This is a genomic window from Bacillus cereus group sp. MG4, from assembly GCF_040460055.1.
Classification (GTDB): Bacteria; Bacillota; Bacilli; order Bacillales; family Bacillaceae_G; genus Bacillus_A; species Bacillus_A wiedmannii.
In genome coordinates, this window is the sequence record NZ_JARVGZ010000001.1 from 5,084,182 (window position 1) to 5,102,932 (window position 18,751).

Below are 18,751 nucleotides of genomic sequence, written 5' to 3' on the forward strand. Positions count from 1 at the left end.
ATTGATTGAAAATAAGTAAGGAGGAGATAGAAATGAGAGTATCTACATTTCAAAATGCAAATTGGGCAAAGAATCAGTTAATGGATTTGAATGTGCAACAGCAATATCATCGAAATCAAGTAACTTCAGGCAAGAAAAATCTTTTTATGAGTGAAGACCCACTTGCAGCAAGTAAATCATTCGCGATTCAACATTCGTTGGCGAATATTGAACAAATGCAAAAAGATATAGCGGATTCTAAAAATGTACTAAGTCAGACAGAAAATACATTGTCAGGTATTGTGAAATCTTTAACGAGAACGGATCAATTAACGGTGCAAGCATTAAATGGACCAAATGGTGAAAAAGAATTAAAGGCAATCGGTGCCGAAATCGATCAAATTTTAAAACAAGTTGTATATTTAGCGAATACGAAAGAGCAAGGTCGCTATCTGTTTGGTGGAGATAGTGCAGAGAAGCCTCCATTTGCGGATGATGGGACATACCAAGGCGGCGAAAAAGATGTAATGTGGAAGCTAAATGATGGTTATGAAATTAAAGCGTTTCGTAAAGGTGAGGACTTACTAACTCCTGTTATTCAAACGTTAGTAAAGATGAAAGACGCGATGCAAAACGGTGATCAAAAAGCGTTACAACCGTTATTAGCGGAAAATAAGAAAAACTTGGATAGTGTTATTAATCGTACAACAGAAGTAGGAGCAACGATGAACACTGTAGATACGTTTAAGACAATTTTAAGCGAGCAAAATCTAGCCCTTCAAGAAAATCGTAAAGAAATCGAAGATGTTGATTTAGCGGTAGCAATTTCTGACTTGGCGTATATTAATGCGACGTATGAAGCGACGCTTAAAGCAGTTAGCACGATGAGCAAAACGAGTATTTTAGACTACATGTAAAAAAATAAGGAGTGAGAAACATGGCAGGAACGTTAACGGGTATTGGCGGTAGACAACAGATTTGGAACCTTGGAAATAATATGATCGATACTTCTAATTTCGTTGAATTAGAAATGAATGCGCTGGATATGAGAAAAACGCCGTATACAAATGAAAAGAATAGCCTTTCACAAGATAAACTTTTATATACAAGTTTAAAATCAGAATTTAGTTCTTTCACGCAAACATTTAAAAATTTAGCGGCTTTTAAAGGAAATGAGAAAAAGGTAACAACATCACAAGACGGTTATATTAATGTAAAAGCTGATGGCGGTGCGATTGCTGGAACTTTTAATATGACGATTACACAGCTTGCGCAGCGTCATCAAATAGCTTCTGACCAAATTGAAAATATAGATGCCAAGATTAATAGTGATGAAACATTAAAACTAGGTGGTAAAGAACTAAAAGTAACATCTGATATGACATATAAAGATTTAATTAATAAAATTAATGATGGAGATTACGGCGTATCAGCATATACACTGGGGAATAAAATTTTCATGACCTCAAAAAAAGAAGGCGAAGATGGAGTAATTAATTTTGAGGGGAACAAATCTTCATTGTTTCAAAAAATAGGTTTAGCTAATGATGACGGCGTAGCGCTTCATGAAATAAATAAAGCGCAAAATGCTGAATATACGATTAATGGTATTAAAGGTGATAGCTCTACCAACACAATTGAAGCACTTCCTGGTGTGAAAATTGAATTGTTAAAAGTAACCGAGGAAAAAGTAGAAGAAAAGCCAGTAGAAAAACCAGAGGTTGATCCAAAGACAACAGAGGCGAAAGCAAAAGGGATAGAACTGAAGTTTACAGTAAGTGACTCAAACGTAACAGATGCATCAAATGTTATTAAAAAGATGGTTGCGGATTATAATAAAGCTGTTTCTACAATAGATATCTTTGCTGGAAAAGGCGGAGCTTTCCAAGGGCAAACTATTATGCAAAGTGTACGCCAAGCGATGAATAACGTCGTAACATTTTCTCAAGATGGTAATTATTTATTCTCATTTGGTATTCAATTAAAACAAGATGGAACGATGGAAGTTAATGACGAAGCATTAACGAAAGCGTTAAAAGAGAAGCCAGATGCAGCGAAGCAATTTTTCTTTAGTTCTAACGGTTTAGGGAAAATGATGGAAGAACCACTTGATAAATTATTCGGTGATAAAGGTATAGTTGGAGAACGTGTGAAAAACATTGATTCACGTGTAAGTGATTTAGATAAAAAGATTAAAGATATTGAAGCACAAAACTTGCAAAAGCAAGATGAAATTGTGAAGAAGTATCAAAGGTTAGAAAGTACATTAGCGGCGCTTGATAGCCAACTAAAAACAATTAAAGCAATGACAAAACAAAAAAGTGATGATTAATGAAAGTTGAGGAAGTGATCGTATGCAAGCATGGCAACGTTATATGCAAAATGATATTATGACGAGTAATCCGATTAAAAATACAATTTTTATTTATGAAAAATGCATTGTAGAGTTTCGTAATTTAGAAGAGCTTTTACATACTTTTAAACTACAAGAAGGGGATGCACTTCTTGAAAAATTAGAACGTATTTTTGAAGAATTAAAGCTTCAATTAAACCCTGAGATTACGAAAGATTTATATGATAGTCTTTATGGTTTATACGATTGGATTAGCGTTCAAATTCAAACGATGAAAGTAACACGTGAAGCGAAAGATATTGATGCGATTGTGAAAGTGTTACAAGATTTAATAGAAGGTTATCGCGGAGCGCTTGAAAATGAACAATGATATTTATCGAGCATTTGTCGGCTGTTTTAATGAAATCGGTGAATTGCAAGTGTCAGATGGAGAGTTTGCTGAGAAGAGTACGATGTTAAATCGCTGGATGATGACATTGGATGAAGAAACGCGTGCGAGAGTTGCGGCAGAAGTAAGCCCATTCATTATTAAGGCAGCACAGCATATTCGAGATAAGCAAAAGATTTTGGAAGAAATGATTATGACAAATGATGGGCGAATGAAAGCAAATTCATTTTACGGTAAATATTAATAATAATGTGTGGGAACGGATTCCTCTTTTTAAAAAAGGGGGTCCATTCCTTCATGTAAATAAAGAATTCCGCTGGTTGAGGTTTCATTTTATGGCTGTAAAAAAAACAGGAGTAATCTAAATAATATAAAAATAAGATTCAGCTAGTCGTAAATATATTGAAATGTTATATAGATTACTACGCTTATACAGTTTTTTTATATTCTTTTTATATTTTTGTATTTTTCTAAAGACAACAATGTAAAAATGGAATAAAATATGTAAGGGTACATAATAGTTAATATTTTAATAAATACATATAGGAAATTAAATAATGAAGTGAAACTTCCATCAGTGGATCATTATGTTCAAAATGGTAAGTTAAAAAGGAAGGGTGTGGAGTATGCCAGATTTAGTGAGTGATGTAAGCCATTATATGAATTATTTAGTGACGAAACGAAATACGGTTTCTAGTAATATTGCAAATGCGAATACACCTGGCTATAAAGCACAAGACGTTACATTTGCTGAGCAAATGAATAAGAGTAGTGCATTATATAAGAGTAATGCTGCGGATTTAAAAAGCAATCCAGATTTATATCAAACGAATGAAATGCACTTACCGACAGTAAATACGAAAAATACTTATGCAAAGATTCAAACGAAATCAATGCAAACGAATAAAGATGGAAATAGTGTGGATGTAACGACAGAAATGCTAGATTTAATGAAAACAAACCAATTATATGGTGTTTCCATTAATGCGATTAATACACAATACGCAATTAACCAAGCAGCGCGTGGACGTTAATAGTAGAAGGAGAGACAACGATGTTTCAGGCAATTAATGCAAGTGGATCAGGGCTGACGACAGCGAGAAAGTGGATGGAAGTTACTTCAAATAATATTGTAAATGCAAATACAACGGCAGCTCCGGGGGCAGATTTGTATGAGCGCCGTAGTGTAGTACTTGAATCAAATAATAGTTTTGCCAATATGTTAGACAGTACACCTACTAACGGGGTGAAAATAAAAAGTATTGAAGCGGACAAAACTGAAAACTTAGTGTATGATCCGACGCATCCACATGCTAATGAAGAGGGATATGTACGTTATCCGAATGTGGATGTGACTGCTGAAATGACGAATGTAATGGTTGCTCAAAAAATGTACGAAGCAAATACAAGTGTATTAAATGCGAATAAAAAAATGCTTGATAAAGATTTAGAAATCGGCCGAGGATAAAGGGGGAATATGGGAAGATGAAAATCCAACCAATGTTAAATACACAGCCATTTGGCGCGATTCAGTCAATTGGTGCACCGAAAACTTCAGAAACACCTGTAGTCGAGGGGAAGAAGTTTATCGATTTATTGGAAGATATGAATCAAACACAAAACAATGCGCAAACAGCAGTATATGATTTACTAACAAAAGGGGTAGGAGAAACACATGACGTTTTAATTCAGCAAAAGAAAGCTGAGTCTCAAATGAAAACGGCTGCTCTTGTACGTGATAATCTTATTGAAAATTATAAGTCACTAATTAATATGCAAATTTAGGAAAATGGACGGGTGTGTTTAAATGGAAAAGTTAAAAAATGTTTTCCAATCGTTAAAAACGTGGCATAAGTTAGTCATTGGTGCTGCGCTTTTAGCAATTGTAACAGGAGCACTTTTATACTTCACCTTGCCAGATAAATATGTTGTTGTATATCAAAATTTAAATGATGCAGACAAGCAAGAGATTACAGCAGAATTATCGAAGCTAGGTGTCGATTACCAATTAGCAGCCGATGGTTCGATTCGTGTGCAAAAGAATGATGCTCCATGGGTTCGAAAAGAAATGAATGGAATGGGATTACCGTTTAATTCAAAAAGCGGTGAGGAAATTTTATTAGAAAGCTCGCTCGGTTCAAGTGAGCAAGATAAAAAAATGAAGCAAATTGTCGGTACGAAAAAGCAACTAGAGCAAGATATTGTAAGAAACTTTGCTGCAATAGAAACGGCAAATGTTCAAATTACATTACCTGAAAAAGAGACGATTTTTGATGAAGAGAAAGCAAAAGGAACAGCAGCGATTACGGTTGGCGTGAAACGTGGTCAACTATTAACAGCTGATCAAGTTGCGGGTATACAGCAAATGATTAGTGCAGCAGTTCCTGGTGTAAAAGCAGAAGAAGTAAGTGTTATTGATAGCAAAAAAGGTGTTATCTCAAAAGGAGCAGATGAAGCACATTCTAGTAGTTCCTCTTCTTATGAGAAAGAAGTAGAGATGCAACATCAAATTGAAGGTAAATTAAAGCAAGACATCGATGCAACGTTAATGACGATGTTTAAGCCGAATGAATATAAAGTGAATACGAAAGTATCTGTAAACTACGATGAAGTTACACGTCAGTCTGAAAAATATGGTGATAAAGGTGTACTTCGTAGTAAACAAGAGCAAGAGGAAAGCTCTACTGCGCAAGAAGGAGCAGATACGAAGCAAGGTGCTGGTATTACAGCAAATGGCGAAGTGCCAAACTACGGTACGAACAATAATCAAAATGGAAAAATTGTCTACGATAATAAAAATGGAAACAAAATCGAAAACTATGAAATAGATAAAACAGTTGAAACGATTAAGAAACATCCAGAATTAACGAAAACAAATGTTGTTGTATGGGTAGATAATGATACGTTAGTAAAACGAAGAATTGATATGACAACATTCAAAGAAGCAATTGGTACAGCAGCTGGACTTCAAGCTGATCCAAATGGCAACTTTACAAATGGTCAAGTTAATGTTGTAACTGTTCAGTTTGATCAACCGAAAGAAGAGAAGCCGAAAGAGCCAGAAGAAAGTGGTATGAATTGGTGGTTAATCGGTGGAATTACAGGTGGCTTATTAGCGCTTGTTGGACTAATATGGTTCTTCTTAGCACGACGTAAGAGAAAGAAAGAAGAAGAGGAATATGAAGAATACTTAGCAGAAGAGGAAGTTGCTGCAAGTAGTGAAAGTATTATGGAAATTCCTGAAGAGAAAATAGTACCAGAGCCAAAAGCAAAACCTGAACCAGAAGAACCGAAAGAACCGACGTTAGATGAACAAGTGCAGGATGCTACGAAAGAACATGTAGAAGGTACTGCAAAAGTAATTAAAAAATGGTTAAACGGACAGTAAGGGAGGAACAACGATGTTAGATGAAATCTCCTCCAAAGAAAAAGCTGCCATCCTCATTCGTACATTAAATGAAGAGGTGGCAGCAAAAGTCATTGAATATATGACGGCTGAGGAAAAAGAAGTGTTACTGCGTGAAATCGCGAAGTTTCGTGTATATAAACCAGAAACGTTAGAGAATGTACTAGGGGAGTTCTTATATGAACTTAATGTAAAAGAATTGAACTTAGTCACTCCAGATAAAGAGTACATTCGTCGCATATTTAAAAATATGCCAGAAGAGGATCTGGAAAAATTATTGGAAGACCTTTGGTATAACAAAGATAATCCATTTGAATTCTTAAATTCACTTACAGATTTAGAGCCACTTCTTACAGTGCTTAATGATGAATCACCACAAACAATTGCAATTATCGCTTCTTACATTAAACCGCAGCTTGCTTCTCAGTTAATTGAGAGATTGCCAGATCATAAGCGAGTAGAAACGGTAATGGGTATTGCGAAACTAGAACAAGTTGACGGTGAATTAATTAATCAAATTGGTGAGTTATTAAAAGCGAAATTAAATAATATGGCATTTAGTGCAATTAATAAAACAGATGGCTTGAAAACAATTGTGAACATTTTAAATAACGTTTCACGAGGCGTTGAAAAAACAGTCTTTCAAAAGCTGGATGAAGTTGATTATGCATTATCTGAGAAAATTAAAGAAAATATGTTTGTCTTTGAAGACTTACTTGGTCTTGAAGATCTTGCGCTTCGCCGTGTACTAGAGGAAATTACAGATAACGGTGTCATTGCAAAAGCGCTTAAAATTGCAAAAGAAGAAATTAAAGAGAAATTATTTACATGTATGTCTTCAAACCGTAAAGAGATGATTCTGGAAGAATTAGATGGCTTAGGGCCACTTAAGATGACGGATGCTGAGAAAGCACAGCAAACAATCACAGGTACGGTGAAAAAGCTAGAGAAAGAAGGAAGAATTATCGTTCAAAGAGGTGAAGATGATGTCCTTATTTAAAAACAGAATTCCGAAGAATTCTGTTTCTTTTTCTGAAGAAACGTATGAATTACAATTTCCAAAACCAATACCAGTTCACGTAGAAGAAGAAATACAAGTGGATCATGAAGAACTTCTTGCGCAGCAACAATCATTGCATGTTGAACTGAATCAACTAAGGCAAGAACAGCAAATGTTAGAACGAGAGCGCCAGCAATTATTACATGATCAAGAACAATTTCAAATGCACGTTCAGCAGCAGATGAAAGAAATAGAATCGGCACATATGCAGTTTCAAAAAGAGCAACAAGAAATAGCATACGAATGGACGGAATTGTTATGGGATCAATCTTTTCAACTAGCAGAAAAAATTGTGAATCAAGCAGTTGATGCGCGATTGCTTGATGTGCTACCTATTTTAACTGGTATCGTTCAAACATTGCCTACTTCGTTTGAAAAATTAGTCATTACCGTACATCCTGAAACATTTGAACGTATTCAAGAAGAGAAGGAAAATACGAAAGAGTATTGGTTACTACAATTAGTAGAATGGAAATACGATTTCTCCTTACAGTTCGGTGAATTTGTTCTGGAAGAAGAGAAAGAGTTCTTTGAATTTAAATTTGCACCTATATTTGCGAAACTTCGCCAGAAATGGGAAGAAGAGAAGTTATTTGAGGAGCAAAATGTATGAATCGACTGTTAATGAATGAAAACCAAAAATGGAATACGTTTATTGAAACGCCGTTTTTTACGAAAGTCGGTAAAGTTCATAGTGTGCAAGAGCAGTTTTTCGTAGCGAAAGGGCCAAAGGCGAAAATTGGTGATGTTTGTCTCGTCGGAGAACATAGCGTTTTATGTGAAGTAATTGCGATTGAAAAAGAAAACAATATGTTACTCCCATTTGAACAGACAGAAAAAGTATGTTACGGAGATTCAGTTACATTAATTGCTGAAGATGTTGTTATTCCTCGTGGTAATCATTTACTCGGAAAAGTGTTAAGTGCAAATGGCGAAGTGCTAAATGAAAACGCTGAAAACATTCCATTGCAAAAAATAAAGTTAGATGCTCCGCCTATTCATGCATTTGAACGGGAAGAGATTACTGATGTATTTGAAACGGGAATTAAATCCATTGATTCTATGCTAACAATTGGTATCGGTCAAAAGATTGGTATTTTCGCTGGATCAGGTGTTGGTAAATCTACTTTACTCGGAATGATTGCCAAAAATGCAAAAGCTGATATAAACGTTATTAGTTTAGTAGGAGAACGTGGCCGGGAAGTAAAAGACTTTATTCGAAAAGAATTAGGCGAGGAAGGCATGAAGAAAAGCGTCGTTGTCGTAGCGACGTCAGATGAAAGTCATCTTATGCAACTTCGTGCAGCTAAGCTTGCAACATCTATCGCGGAACATTTCCGAGACCAGGGCAATAACGTACTACTTATGATGGACTCTGTTACTCGTTTTGCTGATGCACGTAGAAGTGTTGATATTGCCGTTAAAGAGTTACCGATTGGCGGTAAAACACTCTTAATGGAAAGTTATATGAAGAAGCTGTTAGAGCGATCTGGGAAAACGCAAAAGGGATCTATAACAGGTATTTATACCGTACTTGTTGATGGAGACGATTTAAACGGTCCTGTACCAGATTTAGCACGTGGTATTTTAGATGGACATATTGTATTAAAACGTGAGCTTGCAACGCTTAGTCATTACCCTGCTATTTCAGTGCTAGATTCAGTAAGTAGGATTATGGAAGAAATCGTTTCGCCAACCCATTGGCAACTTGCAAATGAAATGAGAAAAATTTTATCTATTTATAAAGAAAATGAATTATATTTCAAATTAGGAACGATTCAAGAAAATGAAGAAAATGCTTATGTTTTTGAATGTAAAAATAAAGTAGAAGGTATAAATTCATTTTTAAAACAAGGTCGATCAGATCGTTTCCAATTTGATGATATTGTTCAAGCAGTGCACCATATAGTATAAGACCTCGCGCCCTGCAGGTCTTATTTTTTTGTTTTTTAATATTTCACAGATTTTTTTGGAAAAAAACTATATAATAGAAAAAGAGAGCGTTATAATAGGAAGGGGCTATGAAAACAGGTGGATAAGCAGCAGTACGATACGATAAAATTGCAAGTAAATCAAGAAAAAGAACAGATCTTGAAAGAAGTGTATGAATTAACAGCTGAAAAAAGAAAAATAGAACGAAAAAAAGAATATGATTTATATGTTGTGAAATCGCGTAGTAAAGTCGTACAAACTGGGCAACGTATTATGGCTGGTATGCTTTCCTCACATACGTTTTCACCTGAAAGAATAGAAGAATGGAATCGGAAAATTAAAAAAACAGAAGATTTTATTCAAAAAAATGAAAGCCTTTTAGAACAAGTAAAAGAAAAAGAACGTGTCATTGATGAGATGTATCAAGAAGAGTGTAAAAAGCTTGCAAAAGTAAGAGAAAAGCAGGAAGAAAAAATGCTTCTTGATTTGAAAATGTGTATGAATGGATGAGGTGAATGTAGTGATACAGTCTGTATTACCGGTGCAACAAAGTTTACCTCCGCAAAAAGAAAAAGGGCTAGAAGTACAATCTAAAAGTGAAGATTCTTCATTCGATCGTACGATGAGAATGGAAAATAAAAAGCAGCCGCAAACGGAGAAAACAAAGCGAGAAGATGCACCAGAAGATAGAAAAGAACATATTCTTTCTAAAAAATCGGCAACGAAAGAAGAGCCTAATGTAAACAAAGAAGAAAAAAAAGAGACAGAACAGTTGTTATTAGCTGTATCTGAGCAAATGGTTGCAATTGAGCAATTACGTGTGCAGCCAGAATTTTTATATCAATACATACAAAAAATACAAGAGCTATATAAAGAATATGGAAATATAAAACTTAACGAATTACCCGCAGGTGAATTACAACAGTTACAAGAGCTCCTTTCAAATATGAATATCAAAAATGCTATATGTTTAGAAGATACAATGCAAATGGCATTAGATAAAGTGAAGATGCCAGAACAAATGATGCAAGTATTGAAAGTCGTAGAAACAGAGACTTGTAATATTGCAAAGAAACAAGAAGAGTCCAAAGACTTAGATTTAGATCTTCCGAAAGCTGAGGGCGATGATGTAAATATAGAGTTGCCAGAAGGTGATGTATTAAACGATTCGAATTCTGCGGGTGCGGAGTTATTAAATAAAGCGACGAGTACCGATTCAATAGGAAAATCCAATAGTGGCGCTGAGAAAGTTTCATTGCCTGACTTAGGGAAGAAAATGGAAGCACAAGTAGAAGCACTGCAAAAGTTTGTAGTGAAACAAGAACGTGTTTTATTTCAGTTAAATCCAGAAAAGCTCGGTACATTAACAGTGTTTATGAAAAAACATGGAGATCAAATTGATGTTCACGTAGAAATGGAAAAACACGATGCGAAAAAACGTGTTGAAATCATTTTTGATGAATTAAGACTGAAGTTAAAAGAAAAAGAAATCAATATTCAAATTAGCTATTCAGATAAAGATGAAAATCGTAAAGAGCAGCGAGAACAAGAGCAAAGGCAAAAGCAACAACTAGCAAGTACGAAACATGGGAAACGAGAATCAAAAGAATTTGCGGGATTATTGGAGGAATAAAGCGTGCCAACAGTTGGATTAAATACAACGAGTACAAATCATATTCCGTTGCAAGCAGGAGCACAGAATAGGAACGCATCTGTTAACGGTGCACAACCGGCAGTAGGGCAAACGAATGGAGTAGCGGCAGGAGAACAAAAGACGCCTGGTGTAATGGGGAAAGATGATTTCCTAAAATTGTTTTTAGCGAGTTTCCAACATCAAGATCCATTTAATGCGATGGATATGAATCAAATGATGAACCAAACAGCGCAATTATCTCTTATGGAACAAGTACAGAATATGACAAAAGCAGTAGACTCTTTAAAAACGACAATGTATTCGACAGCGCTTGATGGTGGAATGAAGTTTTTAGGGAAGTATGTAAGAGGTGTTGACGGTGATGGTAAAAAAGTCACTGGTCAAGTAGAGACAGTTCGCCTCGCAGAAAATAATGAGGTACAGCTCGTTATTGATAATAAAGTTGTATCCCTTCGTTTCGTTGAGAGAGTGTCCGATAAACCAATTGGAGAAACAAATCCAGAAGATGCGAAGAAAGACGAGAAAAAAGTAACAGAAGAAGTAAAAACTACAAATTCATAAGGAGTGTCCATACGTTATGATTAAAGCGTTATATACAAGTATTACAGGAATGAATGCAACACAAAATGCATTAAGTGTAACTTCAAATAATATTGCGAATGCACAAACAGTAGGGTATAAAAAACAAAAAGCTATGTTTGATGATTTACTATATAACAACTCAATTGGTTCAAAAGGTGACAATAAATACGCTGGAACGAATCCGAAAAGTATCGGTAACGGTGTGAAAATGAGCGGTACAGTTACAGACTATAGCGACGGAACAATTACGTTAACTGGTGGTAAAACACAAGCGGCAATGGAAGGTAATGGTTTCTTCGTAGTAGGTGATTCAGCAGGCGGAAATATGGAATTTACTCGTAAAGGTACGTTTGGAATATCTTCAAATTACTATATTACGAACACAGAAGGTCAATACGTATTTGCATACCCTGCAAATGCAGCAACAGGTGAAGTTGATTTATCTGGTATTCCAGGACCATTACAAATCCCGATGGGAACTGCAATTGGTGGTATTCAAACAACGAAGGGTACAATTAAAGGGAATATCCCGGTGAATGAAAGTAAAATTACGCAAGATTTACCATTTTATGATGATGCCGGTAATACATGGACGATGCGTGTAGAATTTACGAAAACGAGTGAACACGAGTATACATATAAAGTTCAAAGACGTAATGACTCGGCAAAAGATCCAAAGTTTGAAGAGGTTACAGGAGCAGGGTCAACAGGTACTTTGAAATTTAATAATGTTGGAAATCCAGATCCGGTACAACAAGGAGCAAATATCCCGTTTAACGGCGGAACGATAAATTTAGATTTTAGTAATTTAACAAATCATCCGACGGATAAAACATTATCAGTAACAGATGTAGACGGTAGAGCAGCAGCAACTGTTAAAGATTGCTTTATTGCTGACGGTGGATACGTAATGGTAAAATACTCTGATGGAAGTATGAAGTCAGCTGGTCAATTAGCTGTTGCGATGTTCCCGAACGAAGGTGGACTAATGAAAACAGGTAATGGTAACTATACAGCGACGAATACAACGGGTATTTTAGCACTTGGTGCATCTGGTCAAAACGGCGCAGGTAAAGTACGTGGTGGTGCACAAGAAGGTGCAAACGTAGATTTATCTGTAGAATTCGTTGATTTAATGCTTTATCAACGCGGATTCCAAGGAAATGCGAAAGTAATTAAAGTATCAGATGAAGTATTAAATGAAGTTGTAAACTTAATTCGATAATATATAATAAAGAAAAATTGTAATGTAGTAGGAAGGATTTTTTATTCGTATGACAAGACAAGAACGAATTTTACAATTGCCTTTTTTCGAAAATAAACGTGAACTTGCCGAGCAAGTGTTAAAAATGGAACGAGAAGAGCATGTATATTTACCAGATCAATTTGAAATTAAGCAAGTCCCTCCGTACTCATTTGGTGAAAAACAAGCAATCATCGGTCGTATTCACGAATTTTATTTCGTAAGTGTTGGTAGCGATAGCGTTTGGAAGTATCAACTGTTTAAAGATGAGATGAAATGCCGTGAGTTTTTTGTTACGTTGCCGGATATTGCGGATCAGCAGATAGCGTTTTGGTTCAATAACATCGAGTTACTGAACAGGTCTTAAAAGATTTTAAAAGATCTTAAAGCACTTTTTAGGTTTTGAGAGAGGGCCTGGCGGTGTGTGGTGGCGGTTAGTGCCTAATAGATGCTCGACTGGTGTTTAAGACCGGAAATATGTAGAGTTACTAGGTTAGTTTGGGAAGATGTAAGCGAAGTGTAGTGGCAAAAATAGATCTATGAAAGGTTACTGGGATGGTTAATCGTTTTATGGCAGACCAGTGCCTTTTGGATCGTTTGTGCCGATAGATTTTTATAAAAGGAGAGGTGAGGAGGATGGCGCAGAATAAGTATCGCGTTACATTCATTTCGCCGAGTGAGGTTGAGCAGCGGACTGTAATGTCGGCGAGTAGTTTGCCAGATTTAATTCGTAAAGTAGAGAGTATTATTGCTGATCCGAACGGTTATTTTGTAAATGATAAAAAAAATAATTGCTATTTTAAAGTGATTAAAGAAAATGTTACGTTTATTCAATATGAGTTGCTATTTTCAGATAAAGAGATTCATATTGAAAAATTAAAACATATAGCACCGGCAGTATTAAAACGATTATTTGAAAAAATAAATGATCCAGAACTATATGCGCTTGCGCTACTTGATGTTGATATAGCAACGAAAGAATATGTGCTAGCAGAAATGAATACAGAGTTAAGAATAAGAGTAGAAACAGAGCTTTCGAAAAAATGGGAAGCGATGCCGACAGAAATTGTAGGAGCACAAGAAGTGTTATTAGAAGCACTTGCTTCGTTTATACAAGAGTAATTGCTTTTCTAAATAAAGAAATGAATCGTTCGACTATCTATATTTTTCATATAGGTAGTTGACTTTTTCGGTTTAATAAAGCTTAATAATTAGATATATGGAAATAATGAAAGGGGAGCGACACCTTTATGTCACAAGCACAAAGTATTTTATTAGAAAGCGGAACAAATGAATTAGAGATTGTTACATATACTGTTGGTGAAAACCTATTTAGTATTAACGTAATGAAAGTACGTGAAATCATCAATCCATTCCCTGTTACAACTGTGCCAGAATCTCATCATGCAGTTGAAGGTGTTGTTCAAGTACGTGGTGAAATATTACCTGTTATTAACTTAGCAACGGCTCTTAATTTAAAATCAACAAAGCCACTTGATCAAACGAAATTTATTATCTCTGAATTAAACCAAATGAAGGTTATTTTCCGCGTTGATGAAGTGCATCGTATTCAACGTATTTCGTGGGAACAAATTGATGAACCAGCTTCATTGTCTATGGGACTAGAAGAAACGACATCTGGTATTGTAAAACTAGATGGAAAAATCATTTTACTATTAGATTATGAAAAAATTGTATGCGAAATTAGCGGTACTGGTTATGACAATAAATCACTTGCAGGGTTAGAACAGAAAACAGATCGAGCTGAAAAAGTGATTTATATTGCAGAAGATTCAGCAATGCTTCGCCAAATATTAGAAGAAACATTATCATCAGCTGGATATACGAAAATGAACTTCTTCAGCAATGGCGCAGAAGCGTTAGCGCAAATTGAAAAGTTAGCGAAAGAGCAAGGAGAAAAAATGTTTGAACATATTCATTTGCTAATTACAGATATTGAAATGCCGAAAATGGATGGGCACCATTTAACGAAAGTAATTAAAGATGGTGAAGTAACGAATCGTTTACCAATCGTTATTTTCTCTTCCTTAATTACAAATGAATTATTCCATAAAGGCGAAGCTGTAGGTGCGAATGCTCAAGTAAGTAAGCCAGATATTCAAGAGTTAATTGGTTTAGTTGATAAGTTAGTGTTGTAAAAGAGTTTTAAAAGCGCCTTTTTGCTTGAATAGAATCTCTAGCCATGTGTGGGAGCGGTCAGTGCTTAAGAGAGCCCCATACCATGTGAGACCAGAGATAGGAAGTGGTTTTAGGCAAATGGGATAAGTGGGACACTGAGATAGTTGTAGAAGAGTACGTGTACGATCTGCTTCTAATGGAAGCTCTAGCTATGTGTGGTGGCGCTCAGTGCTTAATAGAGGCCCATGCGATGTGAGACCAGAGATATAGAGTAGTTTTAGGTAAATAGAAGAAGTGAGGCTTCGATTGAGGATTTGCAGACTCTATTTACAACTCTATTCTTTTAGTGGAGAGAAGGGAACTAGCCATGTGTAGTATTGGTTAGTTCTTTTTTATTGTTCTATACGCTGTCTAGGTAGAAAGATGGAACGTTTTTGGAGTGTTTGTGGTTGTATGTATGAAAAATCTTTATTTGAAGATTTTTGATTTGAAAATATAAAAAACGTATCTTTGGATTATTTTAGTAATTTTTCGTGATAACGCAAACTTTTTCGGTGAAATTACATTCTAAATACCATATAATATAATTAAAAGTAGTTAATATGCAATTATACATATTAATGAAAAAATCTTTTTCTATTTCTATACTTTCTATACGTTTTTGTATGTTTATCATTTGACAGACAATTTCGAAATGTTATAATATGGATATGTAAAAATTGCTATTTTCTGAGAAGACATGGGAGTCAGATGAGAATTGTGAAAGGATGAGGGGGAGTGACACAGATTATGTATCACCACACAGCAATCAATGTATTAAGTCTCTTACAAAACATGTCAAATAATAAAATGAACGATACGCAACTAGAAGCGGAATTAAAAAAAATAGAAAAACAATTCCAAGTAAAGTATGAAGAACTAGTTGATTTACATAATAGAATGGTATTATTTCAAATAGATATAGAAAAACATGGCGGGATGCGAGTATATGAAAAGTCAGCGATTACATGGCTGAAGTCTGAACTAGAGTTACTATATGAAGTGTATCAATTTTGCCAACGTCACGGTTTAAACATTATTAATATTTCAAAATACGTTAGTAAAAACGAACTAAATCTTTTCCCGAAAACAGAAAGTCAATTACAAAATACGTATTACAAATTAAAAAAATGCGAAATACCGTTTGAAAATATTGAAAAGCAAAAACCTGGACGAAAGCGAAAATATACACCTGTAAAAGAAGCAATCGTTGAAATGAAAAAAGAAAACAATCACGTATTAATAGAGGAAGTACAGCATAAAGAGAATGAAAAAAGCCTCGTAACAGTTATATCTGGTATCGTTGATAACTTTGAAACAATTAGTCAACATAGTGAAAGAAAAGAAAATGAATTACATCAGTTTATGGAAGGTATTTATAAACTTTCTAGCATGGCTGCAGGGCATTTCAAAGAAGAGTCTAGTAGAAGTAGTCTAGAAAGTGAATTAAGAGCGCTACAATTGGAAAACGAAAGGTTAAAACGAGAAAAAGAAGAACTTGTGCAAGATGTGAAAGACATGACGCAACAGTTAGTTTATTTCATTAAAAGTTCTGATGTCGATCAAATTCGTAAATTACCAACCTTCGTACAACAATGCAAAATAGAATTAAATAAGCTAGGTTTATATAACGCACAAGACGGAAAAATGAAAATAAGAATTGACCGTAGAGGACAAGTTATGACGGTAGCACCATAGAAGTATTGGGTACAAAATAAAAGGGAGATACATAGTTTATATGTATTTCCCTTTTGTTTTGTGTGGAATCGTTTCAAAGAGTGGAATGACAATTATGATTGCAGTAATTTATATACCATTTGTGGGATTTGATTCGCTTGTGAAACCATACTAAGTGCAACTTCAGTTAACAATTTAAACTTTAAAAAATCACTCATCTCTTGTGCCATATCCGCATCTTCAATTCGAGAAGAGGCATCTGTTAACGCTGTACTTTGACTATTTAAATTTTCGATATTAAATTGCAAACGGTTAATCATAGCGCCAAGATCGGCACGGTGAAGTGATACGCTTTGCAATGCCTCTTCAATTTTACGAATCGCCGTTCTTGCTTCTTGTTCTGTTGAAATGTTGATGTCATGTTGTGTAGGGGCAGGGGAAATATGTTTCGTAATATCTAGTGTATGCCCGATATCATCTAACGTAATAGAACGGTTTTGTCCAGCAAACACAGATAAATCATTAAACTCAGTCGTCTCATCAATATAGCCAATTTGCTCTGATAAAGATTGAAATTCTTTATTTAGTGAATCGCAGTTTTTATTTGAATTTGTACCACTTGCAGATTGAACAGCTAAATCACGCATACGCTGTAAAACATTTGTCACAGTTTGAAGAGCAGCCTCCGCTGTACGCAGCATCGATATCGCATCCTCATTATTACGAATCACCACACGCATACCACTTGCTCTCGCATGCATACGAGTCACAATCGCAATATTAGCTGGATTATCAGAAGCATAGTTTAACTTCTTACCAGTAGCCAAATGCTCCATCGCAACATTCATACGTTTTTCATTCTTATATAGCGATTGCCTAGCATTCATACTCAAAACATTCGTACCAATACGCATAAATGGACACTCCTTATAGATTGATATAGTCGGTAACTCTAAATCTAATAAACGGTTATGGAAGGATAAAGGGCTTATGCTTATTTGTTGCTTGTGTTTTAACCTAAGAGGGAATCAAGATAAGCACTGACCGCTTCTATGCATTGCGGGTGCTCTCTTCTACATAAAAAAAGAAAGCTTTTGCAAATAATCTATCTATATAGAAAAATAAACCTCTCCGCAAGCAGAGAGGTTTATTCATGAAACTAACTCAAATGGCTTATTGTAATAATTTAGAAACCATTTGTGGAGTTTGGTTTGCTTGAGAAAGCATGCTGATACCAGCTTCGTTCAAGATTTTGAACTTAGTCATTTCAGACATTTCTTTCGCCATGTCAGCGTCTTCGATTTGAGAAGCAGCTGAAGCCATGCTTGAAGATTGGCTCTTCAGGTTGTTTACGTTAAAGTCAAGACGGTTTAATGTAGCACCTAAAGTTGCACGATTAGAAGCAATTTGTTCAATTGCTTTATCGATTTTTGCAATTGAATCATTTGCGTCTATGTTAGCAGAAAGTTTATCAATTGCAGTGGCATCAAATGTAGCCAAAGCACCAGTAGTAGCTGTTGTAAACGCCGTAGATTTATTAGCAGCAGTTTTATATGCTTCTAATGCAGCTTGTTGATTAGCTGTTAGCTTGTCTTTAATTTGATCAAATCCAGAAACTAATTTATCAAAAGCTTTTCTAGCATTTTCTTTATCATCAGTAGTTGGAGTTCCAGTAGTAGCTTTTGTAAATGCAGCTTTAGCATCTGCAATATCTGTTTTTGTTGCAAGAGCACCAACTTTTAAATCTTTAACACCTAATGATTCAGCAGAAGTATTAGATAATTCGATACCGATTTGTTTTGTTTTATCATCAGAATCAAGAGTTTGGATATTAATTGTAGGATGTTCTCCATTTAAAAGTTTTTTGTCATTAAATTGAGTGTTAGTTGAAATATAGTCAATTTGTTTTTGTAACTCACTAAATTCTTTTTGAAGAGCAGCTTTGTTGTCATCTGTATTAGTGCCGTTTGCAGATTGGTTAGCGATGTCACGCATACGAAGTAAAATGTTAGAAACAGAGTTTAAAGCTGAATCAGCAGTACGAATTAAAGAGATACCATCTTGTGTATTATTTGAAGCTACATTTAGACCACTTTCACGAGCACGCATACGAGTTGCAATAGCAAGGCCTGCTGCATCGTCAGAAGCGTTGTTAATACGTTTACCACTTGATAAACGGTCCATAGCGTTACTCATTTTAGCTTGGTTTTGACGCATGTATTCTTGTGTACGCATACTATTAATGTTTGTATTAATTCTCATTTTTAGTTCTCCTTTATATGTGATATTTTGTAAGGTT

The 18,751-nt window shown here is 35.2% G+C and carries 20 protein-coding genes and 1 pseudogene; 19 read left to right on the forward strand and 2 right to left on the reverse strand.

Annotated elements, in window-relative coordinates:
* The first annotated feature begins 32 nt into the window (after window positions 1-32).
* The 19 genes and pseudogenes from QCI41_RS26850 (at window position 33) to QCI41_RS26940 (ending at window position 16,473) form a co-directional block, all read left to right on the forward strand.
* A complete protein-coding gene (locus QCI41_RS26850; RefSeq protein ID WP_353836250.1) occupies window positions 33-896 on the forward strand; it encodes a flagellar hook-associated protein 3 in 864 nt (287 codons plus the stop codon).
* 20 nt (window positions 897-916) lie between these two features.
* Window positions 917-2,311, forward strand: a complete 1,395-nt coding sequence (locus tag QCI41_RS26855) for a flagellar hook-associated protein 2 (RefSeq protein ID WP_262747195.1) — start codon at window positions 917-919, stop codon at window positions 2,309-2,311.
* 22 nt (window positions 2,312-2,333) lie between these two features.
* Window positions 2,334-2,702, forward strand: a complete 369-nt coding sequence (locus tag QCI41_RS26860) for a flagellar export chaperone FliS (protein WP_353836249.1) — start codon at window positions 2,334-2,336, stop codon at window positions 2,700-2,702.
* Window positions 2,692-2,964, forward strand: a complete 273-nt coding sequence (locus QCI41_RS26865) for a hypothetical protein (RefSeq protein ID WP_048543403.1) — start codon at window positions 2,692-2,694, stop codon at window positions 2,962-2,964. Before QCI41_RS26860 ends, QCI41_RS26865 begins: the two co-directional genes overlap by 11 nt.
* A gap of 318 nt (window positions 2,965-3,282) precedes the next feature.
* Window positions 3,283-3,754, forward strand: a pseudogene (gene flgB, locus QCI41_RS26870) (flagellar basal body rod protein FlgB).
* A gap of 20 nt (window positions 3,755-3,774) precedes the next feature.
* Window positions 3,775-4,188 (forward strand): flagellar basal body rod protein FlgC, encoded by a 414-nt coding sequence (flgC, locus tag QCI41_RS26875; protein WP_087985613.1) that lies wholly within the window; start codon window positions 3,775-3,777, stop codon window positions 4,186-4,188.
* Window positions 4,189-4,205: 17 nt separating this feature from the next.
* Window positions 4,206-4,505, forward strand: coding sequence for a flagellar hook-basal body complex protein FliE (gene fliE, locus QCI41_RS26880; RefSeq protein WP_000701677.1), 300 nt, complete (start codon window positions 4,206-4,208; stop codon window positions 4,503-4,505).
* Window positions 4,506-4,527: 22 nt separating this feature from the next.
* Window positions 4,528-6,108, forward strand: a complete 1,581-nt coding sequence (locus QCI41_RS26885; protein ID WP_000413177.1) for a flagellar M-ring protein FliF C-terminal domain-containing protein — start codon at window positions 4,528-4,530, stop codon at window positions 6,106-6,108.
* Window positions 6,109-6,121: 13 nt separating this feature from the next.
* Complete coding sequence (locus tag QCI41_RS26890) at window positions 6,122-7,126, forward strand: flagellar motor switch protein FliG (protein WP_048543398.1); 1,005 nt, start codon at window positions 6,122-6,124, stop codon at window positions 7,124-7,126.
* Window positions 7,113-7,799 carry a FliH/SctL family protein gene (locus QCI41_RS26895; protein ID WP_353836248.1) on the forward strand — a complete coding sequence of 229 codons (687 nt, stop codon included), beginning with the start codon at window positions 7,113-7,115 and terminating at the stop codon, window positions 7,797-7,799. Before QCI41_RS26890 ends, QCI41_RS26895 begins: the two co-directional genes overlap by 14 nt.
* Window positions 7,796-9,100 (forward strand): flagellar protein export ATPase FliI, encoded by a 1,305-nt coding sequence (locus tag QCI41_RS26900; protein WP_001080942.1) that lies wholly within the window; start codon window positions 7,796-7,798, stop codon window positions 9,098-9,100. Before QCI41_RS26895 ends, QCI41_RS26900 begins: the two co-directional genes overlap by 4 nt.
* A gap of 117 nt (window positions 9,101-9,217) precedes the next feature.
* Window positions 9,218-9,628, forward strand: a complete 411-nt coding sequence (locus QCI41_RS26905) for a cytoplasmic protein (RefSeq protein WP_353836247.1) — start codon at window positions 9,218-9,220, stop codon at window positions 9,626-9,628.
* Window positions 9,629-9,638: 10 nt separating this feature from the next.
* Window positions 9,639-10,751 carry a flagellar hook-length control protein FliK gene (locus tag QCI41_RS26910; RefSeq protein WP_353836246.1) on the forward strand — a complete coding sequence of 371 codons (1,113 nt, stop codon included), beginning with the start codon at window positions 9,639-9,641 and terminating at the stop codon, window positions 10,749-10,751.
* 3 nt (window positions 10,752-10,754) lie between these two features.
* Window positions 10,755-11,333, forward strand: a complete 579-nt coding sequence (locus QCI41_RS26915) for a flagellar hook assembly protein FlgD (RefSeq protein ID WP_001143472.1) — start codon at window positions 10,755-10,757, stop codon at window positions 11,331-11,333.
* Window positions 11,334-11,349: 16 nt separating this feature from the next.
* The gene (locus QCI41_RS26920; protein ID WP_048543393.1) at window positions 11,350-12,579 is read left to right on the forward strand and encodes a flagellar hook protein FlgE; all 1,230 of its coding nucleotides are present in this window, start codon (window positions 11,350-11,352) and stop codon (window positions 12,577-12,579) included.
* 49 nt (window positions 12,580-12,628) lie between these two features.
* On the forward strand, window positions 12,629-12,964 hold the full coding sequence (locus tag QCI41_RS26925; RefSeq protein ID WP_097857349.1) for a DUF3964 family protein: 336 nt from the start codon (window positions 12,629-12,631) through the stop codon (window positions 12,962-12,964).
* 269 nt (window positions 12,965-13,233) lie between these two features.
* The gene (locus QCI41_RS26930) at window positions 13,234-13,719 is read left to right on the forward strand and encodes a hypothetical protein (protein WP_000068327.1); all 486 of its coding nucleotides are present in this window, start codon (window positions 13,234-13,236) and stop codon (window positions 13,717-13,719) included.
* Window positions 13,720-13,847: 128 nt separating this feature from the next.
* The gene (locus QCI41_RS26935) at window positions 13,848-14,756 is read left to right on the forward strand and encodes a chemotaxis protein (protein WP_000075948.1); all 909 of its coding nucleotides are present in this window, start codon (window positions 13,848-13,850) and stop codon (window positions 14,754-14,756) included.
* Window positions 14,757-15,525: 769 nt separating this feature from the next.
* On the forward strand, window positions 15,526-16,473 hold the full coding sequence (locus QCI41_RS26940; RefSeq protein ID WP_353838794.1) for a DNA-binding domain-containing protein: 948 nt from the start codon (window positions 15,526-15,528) through the stop codon (window positions 16,471-16,473).
* A 92-nt stretch (window positions 16,474-16,565) separates the two neighbouring features.
* Here the strand turns inward: QCI41_RS26940 and QCI41_RS26945 are convergent, their stop codons facing one another.
* Both QCI41_RS26945 and QCI41_RS26950 read right to left on the reverse strand, forming a co-directional pair.
* Window positions 16,566-17,366 carry a flagellin N-terminal helical domain-containing protein gene (locus tag QCI41_RS26945; protein ID WP_353836245.1) on the reverse strand — a complete coding sequence of 267 codons (801 nt, stop codon included), beginning with the start codon at window positions 17,364-17,366 and terminating at the stop codon, window positions 16,566-16,568.
* Window positions 17,367-17,625: 259 nt separating this feature from the next.
* The gene (locus QCI41_RS26950) at window positions 17,626-18,714 is read right to left on the reverse strand and encodes a flagellin N-terminal helical domain-containing protein (RefSeq protein WP_151035369.1); all 1,089 of its coding nucleotides are present in this window, start codon (window positions 18,712-18,714) and stop codon (window positions 17,626-17,628) included.
* Between the last annotated feature and the right edge of the window lie 37 nt (window positions 18,715-18,751).